At 59.4% G+C, this 18,923-nt stretch carries 19 protein-coding genes and 1 pseudogene; 14 read left to right on the top strand and 6 right to left on the bottom strand.

All coding sequences use genetic code 11. From position 1 onward, the window contains the following. Positions 1-6 precede the first annotated feature (6 nt). From NW808_RS06845 to NW808_RS06835, 3 genes are all read right to left on the bottom strand, one after another. Positions 7-219: a hypothetical protein gene (locus tag NW808_RS06845; RefSeq protein WP_414396568.1), complete on the bottom strand. Its 213-nt coding sequence runs from the start codon at positions 217-219 to the stop codon at positions 7-9. 2 nt (positions 220-221) lie between these two features. Further along, positions 222-548 (bottom strand): hypothetical protein, encoded by a 327-nt coding sequence (locus NW808_RS06840; protein WP_414396571.1) that lies wholly within the window; start codon positions 546-548, stop codon positions 222-224. Between the two features lie 69 nt (positions 549-617). Beyond that, positions 618-1,622 carry a CobW family GTP-binding protein gene (locus NW808_RS06835; RefSeq protein WP_414420719.1) on the bottom strand — a complete coding sequence of 335 codons (1,005 nt, stop codon included), beginning with the start codon at positions 1,620-1,622 and terminating at the stop codon, positions 618-620. Positions 1,623-1,740: 118 nt separating this feature from the next. Here NW808_RS06835 and NW808_RS06830 point away from each other — a divergent pair, with 118 nt between their 5' ends. The 7 genes from NW808_RS06830 to NW808_RS06800 all read left to right on the top strand — a co-directional run bounded on the left by NW808_RS06830 (position 1,741) and on the right by NW808_RS06800 (position 7,992). Continuing rightward, positions 1,741-2,463, top strand: coding sequence for a TMEM165/GDT1 family protein (locus NW808_RS06830; RefSeq protein WP_414420718.1), 723 nt, complete (start codon positions 1,741-1,743; stop codon positions 2,461-2,463). A gap of 101 nt (positions 2,464-2,564) precedes the next feature. Beyond that, on the top strand, positions 2,565-3,314 hold the full coding sequence (pyrH, locus tag NW808_RS06825) for a UMP kinase (RefSeq protein WP_414396578.1): 750 nt from the start codon (positions 2,565-2,567) through the stop codon (positions 3,312-3,314). Between the two features lie 99 nt (positions 3,315-3,413). Next, positions 3,414-4,562: an endolytic transglycosylase MltG gene (gene mltG, locus NW808_RS06820; RefSeq protein WP_414420717.1), complete on the top strand. Its 1,149-nt coding sequence runs from the start codon at positions 3,414-3,416 to the stop codon at positions 4,560-4,562. A 2-nt stretch (positions 4,563-4,564) separates the two neighbouring features. Then, positions 4,565-5,035, top strand: coding sequence for a YqeG family HAD IIIA-type phosphatase (locus NW808_RS06815; RefSeq protein ID WP_414420716.1), 471 nt, complete (start codon positions 4,565-4,567; stop codon positions 5,033-5,035). A gap of 108 nt (positions 5,036-5,143) precedes the next feature. After that, complete coding sequence (locus NW808_RS06810) at positions 5,144-5,713, top strand: thermonuclease family protein (protein WP_414420715.1); 570 nt, start codon at positions 5,144-5,146, stop codon at positions 5,711-5,713. 109 nt (positions 5,714-5,822) lie between these two features. Continuing rightward, positions 5,823-6,773, top strand: a complete 951-nt coding sequence (locus tag NW808_RS06805) for a LysR substrate-binding domain-containing protein (RefSeq protein ID WP_414420714.1) — start codon at positions 5,823-5,825, stop codon at positions 6,771-6,773. A 421-nt stretch (positions 6,774-7,194) separates the two neighbouring features. Next, positions 7,195-7,992 carry an ABC transporter permease gene (locus NW808_RS06800; protein ID WP_414420713.1) on the top strand — a complete coding sequence of 266 codons (798 nt, stop codon included), beginning with the start codon at positions 7,195-7,197 and terminating at the stop codon, positions 7,990-7,992. A 7-nt stretch (positions 7,993-7,999) separates the two neighbouring features. On the opposite strand, the gene NW808_RS06795 is transcribed toward NW808_RS06800, so the two are convergent. Continuing rightward, positions 8,000-8,767 carry an MlaE family lipid ABC transporter permease subunit gene (locus tag NW808_RS06795; RefSeq protein WP_414396594.1) on the bottom strand — a complete coding sequence of 256 codons (768 nt, stop codon included), beginning with the start codon at positions 8,765-8,767 and terminating at the stop codon, positions 8,000-8,002. 17 nt (positions 8,768-8,784) lie between these two features. Then, complete coding sequence (locus NW808_RS06790) at positions 8,785-9,288, bottom strand: TIGR02652 family protein (protein ID WP_414406149.1); 504 nt, start codon at positions 9,286-9,288, stop codon at positions 8,785-8,787. 301 nt (positions 9,289-9,589) lie between these two features. On the opposite strand from NW808_RS06790, the gene rimP reads away from it, so the two are divergent. From rimP to NW808_RS06770, 4 genes are all read left to right on the top strand, one after another. Further along, positions 9,590-10,063, top strand: a complete 474-nt coding sequence (gene rimP / locus NW808_RS06785; protein WP_414420712.1) for a ribosome maturation factor RimP — start codon at positions 9,590-9,592, stop codon at positions 10,061-10,063. 61 nt (positions 10,064-10,124) lie between these two features. After that, a complete protein-coding gene (nusA, locus tag NW808_RS06780; RefSeq protein WP_414396601.1) occupies positions 10,125-11,492 on the top strand; it encodes a transcription termination factor NusA in 1,368 nt (455 codons plus the stop codon). A gap of 63 nt (positions 11,493-11,555) precedes the next feature. Continuing rightward, positions 11,556-12,203: a flavin prenyltransferase UbiX gene (locus NW808_RS06775; protein WP_414396604.1), complete on the top strand. Its 648-nt coding sequence runs from the start codon at positions 11,556-11,558 to the stop codon at positions 12,201-12,203. A gap of 131 nt (positions 12,204-12,334) precedes the next feature. Continuing rightward, positions 12,335-13,363 carry a LysR substrate-binding domain-containing protein gene (locus tag NW808_RS06770; RefSeq protein WP_414409856.1) on the top strand — a complete coding sequence of 343 codons (1,029 nt, stop codon included), beginning with the start codon at positions 12,335-12,337 and terminating at the stop codon, positions 13,361-13,363. A gap of 1,627 nt (positions 13,364-14,990) precedes the next feature. Here NW808_RS06770 and NW808_RS06765 read toward each other — a convergent pair. Next, positions 14,991-15,557 (bottom strand): annotated as a pseudogene (locus tag NW808_RS06765) (phospholipid carrier-dependent glycosyltransferase); the annotation flags it as partial. A gap of 147 nt (positions 15,558-15,704) precedes the next feature. Between NW808_RS06765 and NW808_RS06760 the strand changes: the two are divergent. From NW808_RS06760 to NW808_RS06750, 3 genes are all read left to right on the top strand, one after another. Continuing rightward, positions 15,705-17,246 (top strand): cryptochrome/photolyase family protein, encoded by a 1,542-nt coding sequence (locus tag NW808_RS06760; RefSeq protein WP_414420711.1) that lies wholly within the window; start codon positions 15,705-15,707, stop codon positions 17,244-17,246. 86 nt (positions 17,247-17,332) lie between these two features. Beyond that, on the top strand, positions 17,333-17,854 hold the full coding sequence (nrdR, locus tag NW808_RS06755) for a transcriptional regulator NrdR (protein ID WP_414420710.1): 522 nt from the start codon (positions 17,333-17,335) through the stop codon (positions 17,852-17,854). A 278-nt stretch (positions 17,855-18,132) separates the two neighbouring features. Further along, positions 18,133-18,822, top strand: coding sequence for a hypothetical protein (locus NW808_RS06750; RefSeq protein WP_414420709.1), 690 nt, complete (start codon positions 18,133-18,135; stop codon positions 18,820-18,822). The last annotated feature ends 101 nt before the right edge of the window (positions 18,823-18,923 follow it).

Below are 18,923 nucleotides of genomic sequence, written 5' to 3'. Positions count from 1 at the left end.
GGATCCCTAGCGAGGGCCTGCTTTCGGGAGAGAGTGGGAAAGCTGAGCCTGGGCGGCTTGGACTTCCAGGCGGGCCAAGGTTGTAGCGGCATCGGCCAGTTGCAGGGCCAAATTGGCACGGCTAATTGGATCCTGGGCTTTCCAGAGATCCTGTCCCAAACAGAACACTCGATAGCGGAAAGCTTTGATGGAGTGGGATGGGATTGCTTTAACGGTCATGGTTACAGCCTTTTTTCCACAGCAATGCGAGTGTTCAGCAGTACCCGCTCGGGCTCAAGGTAAGTAAATGTTACCAAAACAACTTCATCGACAGCCCTGATGACTACTGGGCAGGTGGCTTTTGGCGGTTCCACCCGCCCGTGCCGTACTCCCACAATGTATTCCCCAACGGGTAGGTCATCAAAGCCGGCGTCGGCGTAGATTAACTCGATGGTTTCTTCCCCAATCCGTTTCCCCTCCTGCTCCAAGAAGGCGACAAAAGGGATCCCCTCGATGGAAGTGAGGGCATTGTTGGCTTGGTTGCGGATCATCACAAAAATGTCGGCCATGGGCGGGATGCCCTCTCTCAAGGCTCCCCTCGCAAGGCTGCTGGAACAGGGCCCGACTAACTCCTAGCCCTAGACGGGCGCAGGGACAAGACAGGCTTCCAACTTTTGCCGCAGCTTGGCCGTATCGAGGTGCTGGCCAATGAGCACCAACTGGTTTTTGGGCTGGCGAGGCCACTCATCGCTGCTGAGGGTGTAGCGTCGGCCGCTGAGGTGGAAGATATACCGCTCTGGGCTTTCTTCAAACCATAGGATCCCTTTGGCCCGAAAGACCGCCTCAGGCAACTCGTTGAGAAAGTTTTGGAAGGCGTCCAGAGAGAAGGGCCGATCGCTTTCAAAGGAGAGGGAGTTAAAACCCTCAACCTCGATGTGGCTGTGGTGCGAGTGGCCATGCTCATGGTCGTGTTCGTGGTCGTGCTCAGCCTCGTGGGCTTCCTCCTGGGGCAGGGAGCTGGGCTGAAATAGATCGGTATCTAGGATGAGCTCTAGGGGAACAACGCTGTTGACCGTGCGCAAGATGCGGGCATCTTCCTTGATCTCGCGGATGCGTTTTTCCAAGCGCTCAATTTCTGCCGCTTCGACAAGGTCAGTTTTGTTGAGGAGGATGACGTCCCCACAGGCAATTTGGCTGTAGGCTACGTCGCTGTGGAACAGATCGGGGGCAAAGTTGCTAGCATCCACCAGGGTGATAATCGAATCAAGCCGCGTCAGATCCCGCAATTCTGGTCCCAAGAAGGTGAGGGCAACCGGCAAGGGATCCGCCAGCCCAGTGGTTTCCACCACCAGATAGTCGATTTTGTCCGAGCGCTCCATCAGGCGCAGCACGCTGTCGACAATGTCATCGCGAATGGTGCAGCAGATGCAGCCGTTGTTCAGCTCCACCAGGTCTTCTTCGCTGGAGATAATCAGCTCGCCGTCGATGCCGATTTCCCCAAACTCGTTGACCAGCACCGCCGTGCGCATTCCCTTTTGATTCCTGAGGATGTGGTTTACGAGAGTGGTCTTCCCACTCCCCAGAAAGCCGGTGATGATGGTAACGGGTAAGCCCCGCTTAGGCACTTCAAGGGTTGTGGTCATAGCGCGCTGCCCAAGTGGATGTCCTTACTTCCTTCTACCTTACCTGCGTCTGCAGGGGACTAGCTCCAGCGGCTAGGCCATGCAGTAAGCTAATGAAGGCGGTTAGGAAGCGGGTGCTATGGCTTTGCTGCCCTTTTGGCCGGAGCAGTTGGGGTTAGCCCTGCCGCTACCTCTTGTAACCTCTGCTTCTGAGAACAACCTGGGAGAGGGATCGCCACTGCACCTTTGGCTGGTTACCTTTTTAACGGTTTTTGTGGCGGAAATGGGTGACAAGACCCAGTTGGCAATCTTGCTTCTAAGCGCCCAGTCCCAGTCTCCCTGGGCCATCTTTTTTGGCTCGGCCAGTGCCTTGGTCACCGCCACCTTGCTCAGTGTCCTGTTGGGCGGGTGGCTAGGTCAGGTGATCCCGGCAGCCTGGGTAGAGTGGGCGGCGGGAGTGGGCTTTTTAATGATCGGAGTCTATGTGCTGTGGCGGGAGTGGCAGAGTGCTCGCCTAGAAAGGAACGTGGTGAACCGAGAAAACGGTAGTCCAGCCTCCTCTTTTTCTCTCCGGCCAATAGCCAATCGGGCTGCTTTGGTCAGCTTTGCCTCAATTCTGGTGGCCGAAATGAGCGACAAAACCCAATTGGCTACGCTGCTCCTCAGTGCCCGCTCGCAAGACCTGACAGTAATCTTCTGCGGGGCTGCTGCGGCCCTCATCAGCGCTAGCTTTCTCGAGGTGTGGGCCGGAGCCTGGGTGGCGCAGCTTATCCCCCCACGTTGGATGAAAACCCTGGCGGGCGTGGGATTTGTTCTCATTGGCCTAGGCTTGCTGGGAGAGTCCCTGGCTGCCGGCGGCTAGGAGGTTTGGAACGGCCCTGTCCTCTAGGGCTGGATCCCTGGCGGGGAGCTCGCCCCTAAACCTGCTATTGTATTGCAGGGGTGGGCTGGAGCGGAGGAGTTATGAAATACCGACGGATTCTCCTGAAGCTAAGTGGCGAAGCCCTGATGGGGGATCGTTCCTACGGGATCGACCCCAAGGTTTTGAGTTTCATTGCCAACGAGGTAGCCACGGTGGTGCAAGCCGGGGTACAGGTGGCCATTGTGGTGGGAGGGGGCAACATCTGGCGTGGGCGCCAAGAGGCGGCTGCGCAGGGAATGGATCAGGCCTCTGCTGATTACGTGGGCATGTTGGCCACCGTCATCAACGCCTTGGCCTTGCAGGATGCTATTGAGCGGGCCGGGATCCCGACGCGCGTGCAGACGGCCATTGCCATGCAGGAGGTGGCAGAGCCTTACATTCGTCGCCGCGCCATTCGTCACCTGGAAAAAGGGCGGGTGGTGATCTTCGGGGCGGGTTCCGGCAACCCCTTCTTCACCACTGACACCACGGCAGCCCTGCGAGCAGCGGAGATCGACGCCGAAGTCATTTTCAAGGCCACCAAGGTGGACGGGGTTTACGATGCCGATCCCAAAACTCACCCCCAGGCCCGCCGCTACGATGTCCTCAGCTACCAGGATGTGCTGACCCGCGATCTGCGGGTGATGGATAGTACGGCCATTGCCCTCTGCAAGGAAAACCAACTCCCCATCGTCGTCTTTGACTTGACTACCCCTGGCAACATTTATCGGGCTGTGCAGGGAGAGCCCATCGGTACTTGGATTGGCCAAAGGAGTTCGGGGAGCAACGGGATCGACAAGCCTTCTCCCTAGGGCTCCGACTGGCTGGAGGTCAGGGGAGGATATGATGATTTTGCCGCCGACAACCAAGGCAGGCTGGGGCAGGGTTTCCGCCATGGAAAGAGGAAGGCGATGACGGCTCAGGGGCCCAGGGATCCCCTCTCGTCCAAGCGCGCTGCAAAGCAAAGCGCTGAGGCACCCCTGGCTGCTGTGCAGCACCTCCGCAAGCGTGGGAGCCAGCGTTTTTGGCAGAGCTTGATTTTTCTGCTGGTTCTATCAGGAGGATTGGGCTACTGGCGATGGCAAACCTGGCTTCAGCCAGTGGGGGGTTCAGAGCCAATCCAAGTAACGATTCAGCCGGGCAGCAGCAGCCGCCAGATTGGGAGACAACTCCAGCAAGCAGGGGTGATCCGCTCGGCGCTGGCCTGGGAGCTGTGGAGCCGCACCTTGGGGCGCAACTGGCTATTTCAGGCGGGCACCTACGCTCTGGATCCCAACCAAGACATGCTGGCAGTGGCCCAGCAACTGCGACAGGGCCGCATTCTGCAGCGGCGGCTCACCATCCCGGAGGGCTGGCGGATTCAACAGATCGCGGAGGCTTTGGCCGAGCGCAATTGGATCCCAGCCGAGGTCTTCATCGCCACGGCTCGTGTGATCCCTCCCCTCGATTGGCTGCCTCCCAACCTCAGCTCCCTAGAAGGCTACCTCTTCCCCGACACCTATTTCTTCCCTGCCGAGCAGCTGGAGGGATCCCTGCCGGATCGCCAGAAGGCTGAGCTAGTCATCAACGCTATGCTGCAGCGCTTCGCCGAGGTGGCCCTGCCCCTGTTTCGGCAGCATGCCACCCCTCTCTCGCTGCACGAGTGGGTTACCCTGGCGAGCATCGTGGAGCGGGAGGCTGCAGTGCCAGAAGAGCGAGCCCTGATTGCAGGCGTCTTTTTGAACCGCCTCAAAGCAGGAATGCCGCTGGCTGCCGACCCAACCGTAGAATACGCCCTCAACATCCAGCAAACCCCAGCCCGCCGTCTCACCCTTGCCGAGGTGCGCACCCCCTCTCCCTACAACACCTACCTCAACCCCGGCCTGCCTCCTGGCCCCATTGCCAACCCTGGCCTGGCCAGCCTGAGAGCTGTTTTGGAGCCTGAGGAGACCGACTACCTCTACTTTGTGGCCCGCTACGATGGCACCCACGTTTTCAGCAGAACCCTAGCAGAGCACGAGGCGGCCCAACGGCAAATTCTTAGCCAACTCCAGCAACCTCCTTCGCCAACAAGTCCCTAGCGATGGTTCGCAAGCCTTGGTTTAAGCTCCTGCAGCCGGATGTGATCGTGGATGGCACTGTCTTGCAGCTGCAGACAGAGGAGCTGCGGGCCCGGCAGGTAAGGGGCATCATCTTTGACGTAGACGACACGCTGGTGCCGAGCCGGCAGACGGAGGTGGATCCAGCAGTAGCGGCTTGGCTAGAGCAGTTGCGCCCCCACTTTCAGATTTGGCTAGTGAGCAACAACCTCAACCGCAACCGCATTCGGCAAATTGGCGAGCGTTTGAACCTACCTTTCATTCACGGGGCTGGCAAACCCTCGCGGCGCGCCCTGCGACAGGCTGTGGCACACATGGGCTTGCCGGTCGAGGCAGTGGCCATAGTCGGCGATCGCCGGTGGACGGATATTCTGGCGGGCAACCGGCTGGGCTTGGTGACCGTCCTGGTCAACGGGGTCGGCCCAGGGAAACAGCAGCAAATTCTGCCAAGCTGACCCCTTGGCCCAAGTTTTTTGTAAAGTGACGAGGTAGCCGGATCCCCCCTTGCGGCCCAGTAGAAACCCCTCCCCCTCGTCAAATCTGCCCTGGAACAGGTAAAGCCCATGCTGCAAAAATCCCTGCGCTTAGTTCCGTCTCTACCCCATGGACGAAGTTGGCTGAGCAGCTTGCTGGCCGTACCCTTGCTGGTTGCAGCCTCTCCTGCCTGGGGCCTGACCCCAGTGGCCCGTCCCGATCTCGCCAAGCTCAAACGGGCAGAAGTCATTGGGGTAGTTGACTCCAGCACCCTGGTTGTGCAAATTGAAGGGGACTTACAGGCGCGGCTGGTGCACCTGATTGGGGTCGATCCCTTGCCAGGGGGGATCAACCCTACTTGGACAGAGCTGCGGCGGCAAACCCCTCTGCCTATCTGCGCTGCCGGCCAATACCTAAAAACGACTTTGCTGGGGCGCGAGGTGCTCTTAGAGCTGGATCCGGCCCTTGCTCCTGGACCAACCCTGCCCGCCTACGTCTGGCAGGCCCACACCCTCATCAACCAGGAGGTGCTGTTTTTGGGGCATGGCCTGCTAGCAAGGCAAACGGATGGCCTCAAGTACGGACTTATCCTCAAGGAAGCTGCCAATGCTGCAAAGCAGCAGGGCCGAGGCTATTGGGCCCCCTATGGCCCCCGCTAGGGCTTCTGATTACTTTGCCTTATTGGTCGCATTATAGTGGTATCTCGAGGGGGCTCTTGGCGCCGCCAGCCAGATCCTTGAGGATCCACACCGGCAGTTGGAGTTCTCTATGGCCGATGGATTGCCGTTTACCCTAGATCAGCTCCTCATCGTCCAAGCCATTGCCCAGGAGGGAAGTTTTCGTCGGGCTGCTGACAGTCTATTCATCTCCCAGCCGGCGGTTAGCTTGCAAGTGCAGAACCTGGAGCGCCAGTTGGGGGTAGTGCTGTTTGACCGGAGCGGGCGCAAGGTGGAGCTGACGGATGCAGGGCAAGTGTTGCTTCAGTACAGCGAGCGCATTCTCAAGCTTTGCCGGGAGACCGTTCAGGCCCTGGCGGAAGTGCAGGGGATGGGAAGGGGACAGTTGGTCTTGGGGGCTAGCCAAACGGTAGGCACCTATGTGATGCCTTTTTTAATTGCCCAGTACCACCGCTACTACCCCGGCATAGCTGTGCAGCTCTTGGTGCAATCCACTCGGCGAATTGCTCAAAAGCTGGTTGACGGTCGCTTAGACCTGGCCATAGTTGGAGGAGAGATCCCGTTTGAACTGCAGCGGCATCTGAAGGTAATTGCTGTGGCAGAGGATGAGTATGTCTTGGTTGGCGCCCCCGGCTGCACCCCTGCTGCTCCTGCTCTAGGCGATTTGGTGACGCTGCCTTTTATTACCCTGGATCCCCAATCCTCCACGCGGCAGACTATCGACCGAGCCCTGAGTCGCCACGGCATTAACCCTGCGCAGTTGCAGGTGCGGCTGGAGCTTAGTTCCATTGAGGCTATCAAAAATGCCATCCAGGCCGGCCTGGGGGTGGCTTTTCTGTCAATGGCGGCCGTGGGATCTGACTTGGAGCAGGGGCGGCTGCAAAAGCTGGAGGTGGAAGGGCTGCAGATACGGCGCACCCTTTGGCTAGCCTACAACCCCGAGCGCTACCAGTCGCAAGCGGCCACCCGCTTTCGCGAGGGTTTGCTGGGCTACCAGGACTGGCTAAAGACGCCTCCGCGCCACCTGCAGTTGCTGGCTTGAGCTGCAAAAGCAGGAGCTGTTGGAACGACTGCGGCTCTGAAAGTACTTGCCTCGCGAAGGGGACCAGAGGCCTTTGACCGCCTACCACCCCGCCAGAAGGATCCCCACCCCAGGCGTCACTTCCTCGGAGCAAACTAGTGAGGAGAGCCCACCCTGGTAGTTGCCGCCAAGCGAGACGACACCCTTCCCTCTTGGCATTGCCAAGACCTAGGCAGAGGCAATCCCTGGCGCGCAGCTTCAGATCTTGCCAGGGGCCTACCTGCAGAGCAAGTCCTACCTTTGGGCGAGAGCTTCTGAGTACCACCCCTCCCCCGAGACAGCTATAGGCAGGGCCCGGTTTGCCAAAGGGGAGATGTCTATAAACTTAAGGGGTAGGTGGATTCTGGCAAGGCAGGAGTTTGACGGCAGGGAGGGCAGATTGGTGAGAAGACCCATCTGGCTACGGGGCGTGAGCTATGCCATCTATGGCTTTCTCTACCTGCCGATTTTGCTCATTGCCGTCTATTCCTTCAACCGCGCCCGCTTTGGCCTGGTGTGGACCGGCTTTACCCTCGATTGGTACCTGGCTCTCTTTCGCAATGCCGCAGTCTGGCAGGCAACGCAAAATACCTTTGTCTTAGCAGGGGCCAGCACCCTGGCTAGCACGCTGCTGGGATCCCTATTAGGCTACGGCCTCTACCGCTACCATTTCCCCGCCAAAAAGATGGTGCAGGGTCTGCTGCTTTTGCCAGTAGCCCTCCCCGATATCGTGATGGCCGTCGGGCTGCTGCTGTTTTACCAGCTGGTGCGCGCCTATACCGGCTGGTTTGAGCTGGGCTTGGGAACGATGATCTTGGCCCACGTCACCTTCCAGCTTGCCTTTGTGGCCCTTGTTGTGCGCAGCCGCCTCCAGCTTTTGGATCCTGCCTTGGAAGAAGCTGCCTACGACCTCTACGCCAACACCTGGCAGAAGCTGCGCCACGTCACGCTGCCGCTTGCCCTGCCAGGGATCCTGGCTGCTGCTCTACTGGCTTTTACCCTTTCGATAGATGACTTTGTGATCTCTTTTTTCACCAGTGGCCCCGAAAGCCAGACCCTGCCCATTCTGATCTACAGCATGGCGCGGCGAGGAGTGACGCCGGAGATCAACGCCCTCTCCACCGTGATCATCTTGGCAACTTTGGTGGCAGTGATGGGACTTCCCCTGCTCCGCCGCTCGCGCCAGCAACAATGCCGCTAGAGAGGGGCTACAGCGCGCGGCTAAGAGCGCTACCTAGCCCCTGAAAGGCGAGCCAAGAAATCAGAAAGTTGGTTACAAACACGCCCAGCAACGCTGTTACAACTGCATCCGTGGTGGAGCGCCCCACCCCCTTGGCCCCCCCACTCGTGGAAAGGCCCCAGCTGGAGCCAACAATGGCAATGAGCGCGCCAAACACCATCGCCTTCAAGCAACAGACGATTAAATCCCAAGCGGTGAGGAGAGTCTGCGCTGAGGTAAGAAAGACAGAAGAAGAAATGTTGTAAACCGAAGCGCAGATAATCATTCCCCCAACTAGCCCCGTCAGCAGGGAGAGGATGGTGAGCACCGGCAGCATGAGCCCCGCCGCCAACACCCGTGGGATCACCAAGTAGTCCACCGGATCGGTGCGCAACAGGTAAAGGGCGTCGATCTGCTCAGTGACCTTCATCGTGCCTAGCTCTGCGGCAAAGGCGGATCCCACGCGTCCGGCTAGGATTACTGCTGTTACCACTGGCGTCAGCTCGCGGGCAAGCGCAATGGCCAAAACCCCCCCAACTAGAGAAGAGGCCCCAAAGTTGAGGAATTCTCGAGCTACCTGGATGGTGAAAACGCCGCTAATCACCACCGCCGTAATCAAAACAATCAGCAGCGAGTCCAACCCCACCGCTGCCAGTTGCTCCAGGGTGTTGCGGCGGTGGATACGGCCCTGCAGGAGGTGTAGGATCACCTGACCAGCCAGCAGAAAACTGCTGCCAAGCCGCTGGAACCAATTCATGGGCCCCGCGCTACGCCTCAGTCACAGAGCTGCAGCTGCCGCACAACCGGATCTGGCTCGCAGATGAGCTCAAAGTTAATCACTCGCCAGCGCTGGGGGGATCCGCCCGCACCTTCGGGGAGCTGAGAGCTGAAGCTGACCGGCAAACCATAGAGGCGGGGGGGGCCAGGGCGACGCGAGGATCCCTGGTCTAGGTAGGGGGTGAGCAAGGGGCGATAGCGCTCGGCAACGATAATCTGGGTGGCCCGCATCCCCTGCAGGCGCAGGCGATCCAGCTCCTCGTGGATCTCAAAGCGGATCCCATCGGGGTGGGTGTGTTGGCGATACCAGCGGCCTTCCCAGAGACGCCAGCGGCGCCCCGACTGCAGGTGAACCAGCTCCTCCTGCTCGGGATCCGCCTCAAAGGCGCCGTGACGAGGGCAAAGATAGGTATCGGTCAGGGTGAGGGCTGCAATGGTCTGCCGACAGTGGGGGCAGGGAATGCTGGGGCCGAAAATGGGATAGGAAAAGGCAACGGTCATAGGAAACCCCTGCGTGCCTGGGCAAATCGGCGGCTGTCCACAATTATAGAGGTTGCCTTTTGCGGATCTGGCCTCAGGGATCCCTCTGGCAAAATCCGCCGGAATCCTTTAGAATCGATGTAGGGAAAAGCCTGGGCGATCTCCCTTGAGGCTGCAGGTGGATCCCGCAGAGCCTCCGCGATAAGAAGGGGGAGTGGGTAACGCCCACTTTTTTGCTTTTTCAGAGGGAAGATGCCCCTGCTGCCAGCTCTGGCTCGATGGGCTGGGCTCTGGCTATTCCACCGAGTTGGCGATATTGGCTATGGTTCACCCCCTTATCCCCCAGCTGGAGAGCTTGGCCCGTCCTGTGGCTGCTCGGCTGGGGTACCAACTGGTTCAAATAGCCTTCCACACCAACCAGTATCCGCCGGTGCTGCGGGTAGATATCCGCCCCTTGGATCCAGAGCGGGAAACCAGCCATGCCGACTGCGAAGCCATGAGCCAAGCCCTGGAAGTAGAGCTGGATCGGGTGGATCTCATCCCTGGGCACTATGTTCTGGAGGTCTCTAGCCCCGGCATCAGCAACCTTCTCACCAGCGACCGTGACTTCACCGTCTTTAAAGGGTTTGCAGTGGAGGTGACGGTGGATCCCCCCTACAAGGGCAAAGCCGTCTGGTCAGGGCATCTGTTGGGTCGCGATGAGGAGAAAGTTATCCTCTCCCTCAAAGGGCGGCGCGTTCAGTTGCCCCGCGCCTCAGTGCAGCGGGTTGTCCTTTCCGAGGCCGAAGCCGAGTAGCTGTAGCCCCTGCTTTTCCCCTTTAGGATTCCAGTTGCCAGTTTCCTCAGGAGGATAGGCTATGGCAATGGTACCTCTGCCAGGTTTGGCAGAAATGGTGGAGATGATCTCGCGGGAGCGCAACTTGCCCCGCCATGTGGTTACTGAAGCCTTGCGAGAGGCGCTGCTCAAAGGCTACGAGCGCTACCGCAAAACCATCCAGCGAGACGTCGTTTTCCCAGAAGACCACTTCCGCAACTTTGAGGTGGAACTGGATGTGGAGGCAGGGGGCTTCCGCATTCTAGCCACCAAAACCATCGTTGAGCAGGTACGGGACCCGGATCACGAGATCTCGCTGTACGAGGTTCAGCAGGATTACCCCGAAGCCGAAGTTGGCTGGGAAGTCACCAACGACGTCACCCCCCAACAGGCGGAGTTTGGCCGCATGGCAGCTATCCAAACCAAGCAGGTGCTGGCCCAGAGGTTGCGCGACCAGCAGCGCCGCCTCATCCAGGAGGAGTTTCGCGACCTGGAAAAGACCGTGTTGCAGGCACGGGTGCTGCGCACGGAGGGGCAGACCGTGATCATGGCCGTATCCAGCGGTTTTGGTCGGCCCGAGGTGGAGGCTGCGCTGCCCAAGGAGGAGCAGCTGGCCAGCGACCGCTACGTCCCCAACGCGGTGATGAAGGTCTACCTCAAAAAAGTCCACGAGGGATCCCGGCGGGGGCCCCAGCTTTTGGTTTCCCGGGCTGATGCTGGCCTAGTGGTCAACCTATTTGCCAATGAGGTGCCGGAGATTGAAGAGGACATCGTGCGCATCGTGGCTGTGGCCCGAGAAGCCAACCCACCTTCCCGCAACGTGGGACCGCGCACCAAGATTGCCGTCGATACCCTAGAGCGGGATGTGGATCCAGTGGGGGCCTGCATTGGGGCAAAGGGATCCCGCATCCAGGCCGTAGTGGCGGAGCTGCGCAACGAGAAAATTGACGTTATTCGCTGGTCGCCGGATCCGGCCACCTACATTGCCAACGCCCTCAGCCCAGCTAAGGTGGTGGAGGTGCGGCTGGTGGATCCAGAGATCCAACAAGCCCATGTCCTGGTTACCAGTGACCAACTTAGTCTAGCCATTGGCAAAGAGGGACAAAATGTCCGTCTAGCTGCCCGCCTTACTGGCTGGAAAATCGACATCAAAGAAGTGGAGAGCTACCGAGCGGCGCTCGAGGAGGCGCAGGCCCAAGGACTGCCCTATCCCTTCATCACGCCAGCTGCCTTAGAACGCTTCCGGCGGCGGGAAAAGCAGGCTGCTCTGCAACTGGAAGAGGAGTACCCGGAGAAGCTCCGCCTGGAGGAGGAGCTGGAAGCAGACGAGAGGCTGGAGGAAGAATGGGTTGAGGAAGAGGAGGACTTCGACTACGATGCCGAGTTTGACATTGCTCAGCCCAAGGCCTAGAGCGGTGGGTCTGGCCAGTCGATAAATTAGATAGAAGCGATAGAAGCCTTTCCTCACTTACCCTTGAACTCCTCCCCACCAATCATCCTGGGCATATCGGGCGCCTCCGGGATGCTTTATGCCGTGCGCGCCCTGCACGTTCTGCTTAGCCTGGATTACCGCGTCGAAGTCGTGGTCTCTAAAGCGGCCTACCAGGTGTGGCAGGGGGAGCAGGGAGTGCCCTTGCCGGCGGATCCCCAGCAGCAGGCCCAGTTTTGGCGACAGCAGGCTGAAAGCGAGGGCGGATCCCTAGTCTGTTACCGCTGGCAAGACCTAGGGGCGGCCATTGCCAGCGGCTCCTACCGCACCCAGGGGATGTTGGTGATCCCTTGCAGTATGGGCACGGTGGCCAAGCTGGCTGCCGGCTTGAGTTCGGATCTGCTAGAGCGGGCTGCCGATGTGCAGCTCAAGGAAGGCCGCCGCCTGGTCATCGTGCCCCGGGAAACCCCCTTTAGCCTCATTCACCTACGCAACCTGACCACCTTGGCAGAGGCAGGGGCGCGCATTGTCCCCGCCATTCCGGCCTGGTACCACCAACCCCGCACCATCCTAGATCTGGTGGATTTTGTGGTGGTGAAGGCCTTGGATCAATTTGGCATCGACAGCCACCTCATCCAGCGCTGGCAAGGGATGCGTCAGCGCCAGATCCTCAAGTTGTCCTCTGAGGAGTAAACCCCGTAGCCAAGGCGAGGGCCTCCCGGCCGCGTTTTTTGGCGGTTGGTTTTCTTTCCCTGGGCTGGCCCCGTGGAGACATAGATCCTGGCTTATGATTCAAGAGCAAGTCATTGCACCCTCTGATTAACATGAAGACGCTCACGCTGCACCAGTTACAAATCTTCGAGGTTGCCGCCCGTCACCTCAGCTTTACCCGCGCTGCTGAGGAGTTGTACTTGACCCAGCCTACGATTTCGATGCAGATCAAGCAGCTCAGCAAAGCCGTGGGGCTGCCCCTGTTTGAGCAGGTCGGCAAGCGGCTCTACCTTACAGAAGCCGGCCAGGCTCTTTACCAGACTTGCCAGAAAATCTTTGAGCAGTTGAATCAACTGGAGATGACCCTCGCTGACCTGAAGGGACTAAAACAGGGACGGCTGAGCATTGGGGTCGTCACCACTGCCAAGTACTTTATTCCCCGCCTGCTGGGGGCGTTTTGTCAGCAGTATCCCGGTATCGACGTGTCCCTGAAGGTGCTAAACCGGCAGCAAGTTCTGGAGCGGCTGAGTAACAACATGGACGACCTCTACGTGATGGGGATGCCGCCAGAGGATCTGGATGTGGTAGCCCAGCCTTTCCTGGAAAACCCCTTGGTGGTGATGGCCCCCATTCACCATCCTTTGGTAGGCCAAAAGCAGATCCCCTTGGCCCGCATTGCCCAAGAGCCCTTCTTGGCCCGCGAGCCCGGTTCTGGCACCCGCATGGCGGTGGAGCGGCTCTTTGACAAGCACAACTTAAAGCTCAACATTCGCATGGAGATAGGCAGCAGCGAAGCCATTCGCCAGGGCATTATCGGCGGGTTAGGCATTTCGGTTTTGTCCCAGCATGTGTTGGCTCTAGGGGGGTGGCAACAGCATTTGGCCATCTTGGATGTGGAGGAGTTTCCCATCCAGGGGTTTTGGTATTTGGTCTATTTGCGCTCCAAGCGCCTTTCGCTTGTGGCTAAGGCTTTTGCTGATTTCCTGCTATCTCAGGTTTCTCAGATGGAGCTGGATTTTCTTGCAAAAGAGCAGCACAGATCCCCTCTAAATTCCAATCCAGATCAGCTTTCTGGCAGAGAGGATGAAAAGCATTTACCAGCTCTTGCCGCAGCCCCTGGAGGCCCTGGAAATCACGGGTAAAAAAGACCCGTAAAAACGCCAAGTAGGCCCGTGCCCAGTTGTCTTCAGGATTCAACTTGACAATTTGTTCAAAATGCTGCTGGGCTGCTTGCGGCCGCAACAGAGCCACCTCCAGCAACGCCAGCTCGTAGTGGCTTTGGATCTGCTTTTCCCGCTGGCCCTGGGCGGCTGCCCAGTGTTGTTCTCCCTCCAGCAGTTGGCGGATCAAAGCTCGGTCCGGATCGGTGAGAAAAGTTGGATATTGCAACGTTGTCCAGGCGTTGAGGTAAAGGGAGAGGGCCTCGAGATCTCCCTGCACAGCCGCCTTGGCCGCCTGTCGTAGGAGAAAGAGGGGATCTCCTGGGGAAATAGGGGATCCCCCTTTCCCGCCGCGGGATCCCTTCCAAGCCTGACTGAAAGACCGGCGCCTTCCTCGGGGGGATTGCCACTCCAGGTGGAGGATTCCTTCTTTTGTTGCTAGCTCTGGCCAGGCCAAGATCTCCTCCACCTGCCAACTGCCGGGGGCGTAGAGCAGCAGGCGGTTTTGGCCGACCACCCAGGCCCGCTTGGCCAAGACCTGCCCCTGGGGATCTTCCAGTCGCGCCCAGACAAGGGTTTGGGCCAAGTCCTGAGCCGGCCCCTGCCACTGCAGCCGCCAGGCTTGGGTTCCTCCTTTGAGCTGCAGCAGTTCCACTTCCTCTTCCTCTGCCGGAGCGGGCAACTCTTGCAGCACAACCCTGGGCTTGGTGGGGAAGTAGGTGTACAGCCAGCCCACCGCTGGCAGATCGAACTGCTGCCGCTGCCAGTCAGGACTCTTGTCTAGGAGTTGCCGGATTTGCTCCTTGGCTGGACCGTAGGGGCCGACAATTCCCTGCTCCCCTGCCGCGTCCACAAACCCATCCAAGAGCGCCAGCTCCACCTCCGGCCAGGGAGTTTGCCCGGCACTACGGAAGGTAATTGGCCAGCGCTGCAAAGCTGCCAGGTAGCTGAGCGTCTCGGAGGAAATCAACTCGGTGTTGGGGAGGACGCCTAGGGTGGTGGTCAAGCCTGGCTGCACCAGGGATCCAATCCATCTCGTCAGCTCCTGCTGGGGGTGCTGCCCATGCCAGCGCATTTGGATCCCTTTCCAGAGAGGAGCCACGCCGGGAGTGAGGGGCTGCCCCAGGTTAAGGAGGGCCAGGGATCCCAGAGCTAGGCTTATGCCAACTCCCTGGCGCAGCGCCTTTTGCCCCCAGCGTCCCCCCAGCCAACGCCAGACTTTGTCCAGCCCACCCGCCGAGAGGAGAGCCAGCAGGGGCAATAGCGGCAGTGTAAAGCGCACATCCTTGATGGCCACCAGGGTGTAGAGCAAGTAGCCCGAGCCGTAGAGGCCCCAGAGGAGAGCCTCCCGCCGGCTTGGGGATCCCCAGAGCGAAAGCAGCGGCAAGGGGCATAGCCAAGGGCCCATTTGCAGGGGCAAAAAGCGCAAATAGGCCGTCCACCAGCACAGGGATCCACCCGGGCAGGTGAGGTAGTAGTGGGCAGTCTCGGCATAAGCCCAGCCGTTGCTGAGTACAAACAGCCAGTTGGCTCCATACCAGGGCCAGCACAAGAGCAGCATGACCCCCATCCCCAGGGTCAGGTGGGCCAGCCGCACCAGCCAAGGGATCCTCACCCCCAGCAGAACAGCCAGCAGGGGCGGTAGCAAAAACAGCACCCCTGTCCACTTGGTCAGCAGCACCGCCGCCACCCCTGCCCCCACCCCCACCGCCCCCCACCAGGAGGGCTCCTCCCCATAGGCCCAGAGCGCCCAGAAAGCCAACGTCACCGCCACCAGCAGCGGCAGCTCCAACATGTACACATGGGCCAGGGCCGCAATCCCTGGGTAAAGCACCAGCAGCGCTGCTGCTAGCCAGCCCACTGCTTGGGAGTGGTAGATCCGCTGGCCCAGGCGCTGGGTTGCCAGGGTCAGGATCCCCAACAACGCCAAATTGAGCAACTGCCCGTCTGCTCGGCTAAAGGGGTGCAGAGCTGCCAACGGGATCCCCAGCCAATAGGCCAAAGGCGGGTAGCGCTGGTTCAGGTGCAAAAACTGCTGCCACCACAGCCCTTCCCAGCGAAACCGCCGCAGGTGCTCCCCAAATGCCTGCGCCTGCAACAGGTGCTGCGCCTCATCCCAGGCCGGTGGCAGGGGATCGCTCCAGTTCCAAACCAGCAGCAGCAACAGCGCCGCCATCCCTAGGACGGCCCAGGCCTTGAGCAAAGGGATCCCCCCCGGTCCTCTTGCCCCCGCCAGCCAACTGGATGCCCTCTCCATTCCCTTAGCCCTGATTCCCGACGCTACACTCAACTTGGGCTGCCCTTAGACAATACCCACCTCCCCATGACCGTTCCACCCTTTGGTCCCACAGGCGTCTGGATCCTCCCCGATCAGCTCCACCCGCAGCAAGCTGCCCTTGCCTCTCTCTCGGATCTACCCCCCCACCGCGTTCCCGTTCTTTTCATCGAATCCCACGCCTGGGCCAGCTCCCGCAACCATCACCAGCAAAAGCTGGTCCTGGTCTGGTCGGCCATGCGCCACTTTGCCCAGGAATTGCAGCAGCGTGGCCACCCCGTCACCTATGTGGAAGCCGAGGGCTATGCCGAGCCTCTACAAGCCTGGGCCAGGCAAAACCGGTTGCAACAAATCCGCCTCATGCAGCCCGCCGACATCCCCGTCCGCGAGGAGGTGGGAAAGCTAAGATCCGTCCTCCCCTGCCCGCTCCTAGTCCTAGAAAACAACCACTTCCTATGGACAGCTCGCCAATTTATCGACTGGGCCCTAGGCCGCAAGCGCCTCCTCCTAGAGGACTTCTACCGTCAAGGGCGCAAACGCTTCCGCATTCTGATGGACGGCTCCCAGCCCCTCGGCGGGCGCTGGAATTACGACCGGGAAAACCGCCAGCCTCCCCAGCCTGGCCGGCGCTACCCTCCCCCTTTGACATTTCCCCCCGATGCCATCACTCAGGCGGTGATGGAGAAAGTGCGGCGACGTTACGGCCACCACTTCGGATCCCTGGAAGGCTTTGGCTGGGCTGTTACTCGCACCCAAGCCTTGCAGGTGCTTGAGGACTTCATTCAACACCGCCTGCCTTATTTTGGTCCTTGGCAGGACGCCATGCAAGCCGGGGAAGACTTCCTCTACCACTCCCTCCTTTCGCCCTACCTCAACCTAGGACTTCTCACCCCCCACGAAGTCATCGCTGCTGCCGAGCAGGCCTACCATCGCGGCGGGATCCCCCTCCCTTCGGCCGAAGGCTTCATCCGCCAGATCCTGGGCTGGCGAGAATACCTGCGCGGCTTCTACGAATACCAAATGCCCAACGGCTATGCCCAGAAGAACTTCTTCGGCCACCACCGCCCCCTGCCCCAGTTCTTCTGGACGGGCGAAACCGACATGGCCTGTCTGCGGCACACCCTCGGCCAGATTCGTCGCCACGGCTACGCCCATCACATCCAGCGGCTGATGGTACTCAGCAATTTCTCGCTCATTGCCGGCATCCAGCCCCAAGCTGTAAAAGCCTGGTTTCACGATGTCTTCATCGACAGCTACGACTGGGTGATGCAGCCCAACGTCATCGGCATGGGCCTTTTTGCCGACGGCGGCATGCTTTCCACCAAGCCCTACGCCGCTTCTGCCCAGTACATTTGCAAAATGAGTGACTACTGCCGCCGCTGCCGCTACAATCCCAGCGAGAAGGTTGGCGAACGGGCCTGTCCCTTCAATACCTTCTACTGGGATTTCCTGTTGCGCCATCGTTCTCTCTTGCTTCCTCTGGGAAGGATGAAATGGGTACTGGCCCACCTGGATCGCCTGCAGCCAGGGATCAAAGCCCAAATCCAAGCGCAAGCCGCTGCTTGGTGGGAGTCCACGTCCAATGCCTAGGGGCAACTCCCTGGGCCTGCTGTCTGGTATTCACTAGAATTGGAGACCCTTTTTCGCGTGCTACTTGGTTCTAAGGAGCCCACGTCATGAAATGTCCCCGCTGCGGCAAGCAAGAAATCCGTGTTTTGGAGTCCCGTTCGGCAGAAGGTGGCCAAAGCGTGCGGCGGCGGCGGGAATGCATGTCCTGTGGCTATCGCTTCACCACCTATGAGCGCATCGAATTCATGCCCATCATGGTCATTAAACGGGATGGATCCCGGGAGAGTTTTAACCGCAACAAGATCTTACAGGGGGTGATGCGCGCCTGTGAGAAAACCCCCGTGACCCATAAGCAAATGGAAGAGCTGGTCGACGAGATCGAAGAGAAGCTCCAATTAGAAGATGTGCAGGAAGTAACCACCCTCCGCATTGGCGAGATGGTTTTGGAGCGCCTGCGGCATCTGAGTGAAGTGGCCTACCTGCGCTTTGCCTCTGTGTATCGTCGGTTTCGAGACATCAAAGACTTTGCTCACGAGTTGGAACAGTTAGAGCAGTTGGAACGACCGTCGCGCCAGGATTTAGAGCGCCTCCTCCAGGACTCCTTTGCTTCAGAAGGGAGCACAAAGTAGAGAAAATGCTCTCCAGGGGCTCCCATTTGCAACGCTTGGCGCTATGCTTGGGGTAGCAGTCGCTGCTTGCCCTAGGCCTAGCGCTAGGCAGGCGGGGGTAGGCGGCGTTTAGCACTACCCTTAGAAGATCCAGATTTCACAGTGTAGGTCTTATGCAACACAACTTTCGGGCTTCCAGCCTCTCTGTAGCTCCTAGCAGCAACAACAGCTTTCCCTCTCCCGAGGCCCTGGAAACTGAGCCTAGGCCTGGGACAGTGCCGCTCCGGGTACATCAACAAATGGCCGAAGAGCTGGAGTCTGCCCGTCAACAGGTAAGCCGCCTCTCCTTGGAAAATCAGCGCTTGCGCACCCTGCATCAGCAGTTGTCTGGAGAAATTGCCGCCCTCGAGCAAGAAATTCAGGGACACGTGGGCCAGATCCTAAAGCGCCTGCAGCAACTTAACCTGCGGCTTGCTGACTCAAGTCAACAAGCTGCTGCTTCCGAAAGAGAAGCTACTACAGCGTCCTGGCGAAGGGATAACCCAACCTCCTCGCCCTACGACTTTCTCAATCGCCTTAAGCAGCGCCAAGCCCGCAGCGAAGCTTCACCCTTCTCCAGCAATGGCTACTCTCCTACCTTGAGCTTAACTGGGCCCCCTTCTGAGTCGCTTCACCAAGCCCACTTCTCCGCTGTTCCCACCTGCCCTCCTCATGAAACCCCTGCCGCGCCCCCTTCGCCCCAGGCTAAGTACCAATTTCCTTCTCTAGAGGAGCTAATGCAGAACAGGGGGAATCCAGCTCTCTATCCCAGCGAAGCCTACCAGCGTGCCCGGGATCACCACCATGGCTCCCAAGGATCCCCCCTACTTTGGATAGCAGCAGCTATTGTCTTAGTGGTTGGCTCTTTTGGACTAGGATTCGTAGCAGTGCAACCCTTCTTGCATAGCAGTTCCCCCTCTCCTCAAGCACCGTCGGCAAGCCCCCAGTAACACACAGGAATAGCAGCCCCTTTTTGGTGAGAGGGGGCGTGGTGGAGTCTGGCACCGAGCTATTTTTCCGGAGGGTCACCCCTCCAGTAGGTTCGCCGCTG

This window comes from Synechococcus sp. W70.1 (assembly GCF_047461515.1).
GTDB lineage: Bacteria > Cyanobacteriota > Cyanobacteriia > Thermostichales > Thermostichaceae > Thermostichus.
This window is presented reverse-complemented; position numbering and strand designations above follow the sequence as displayed.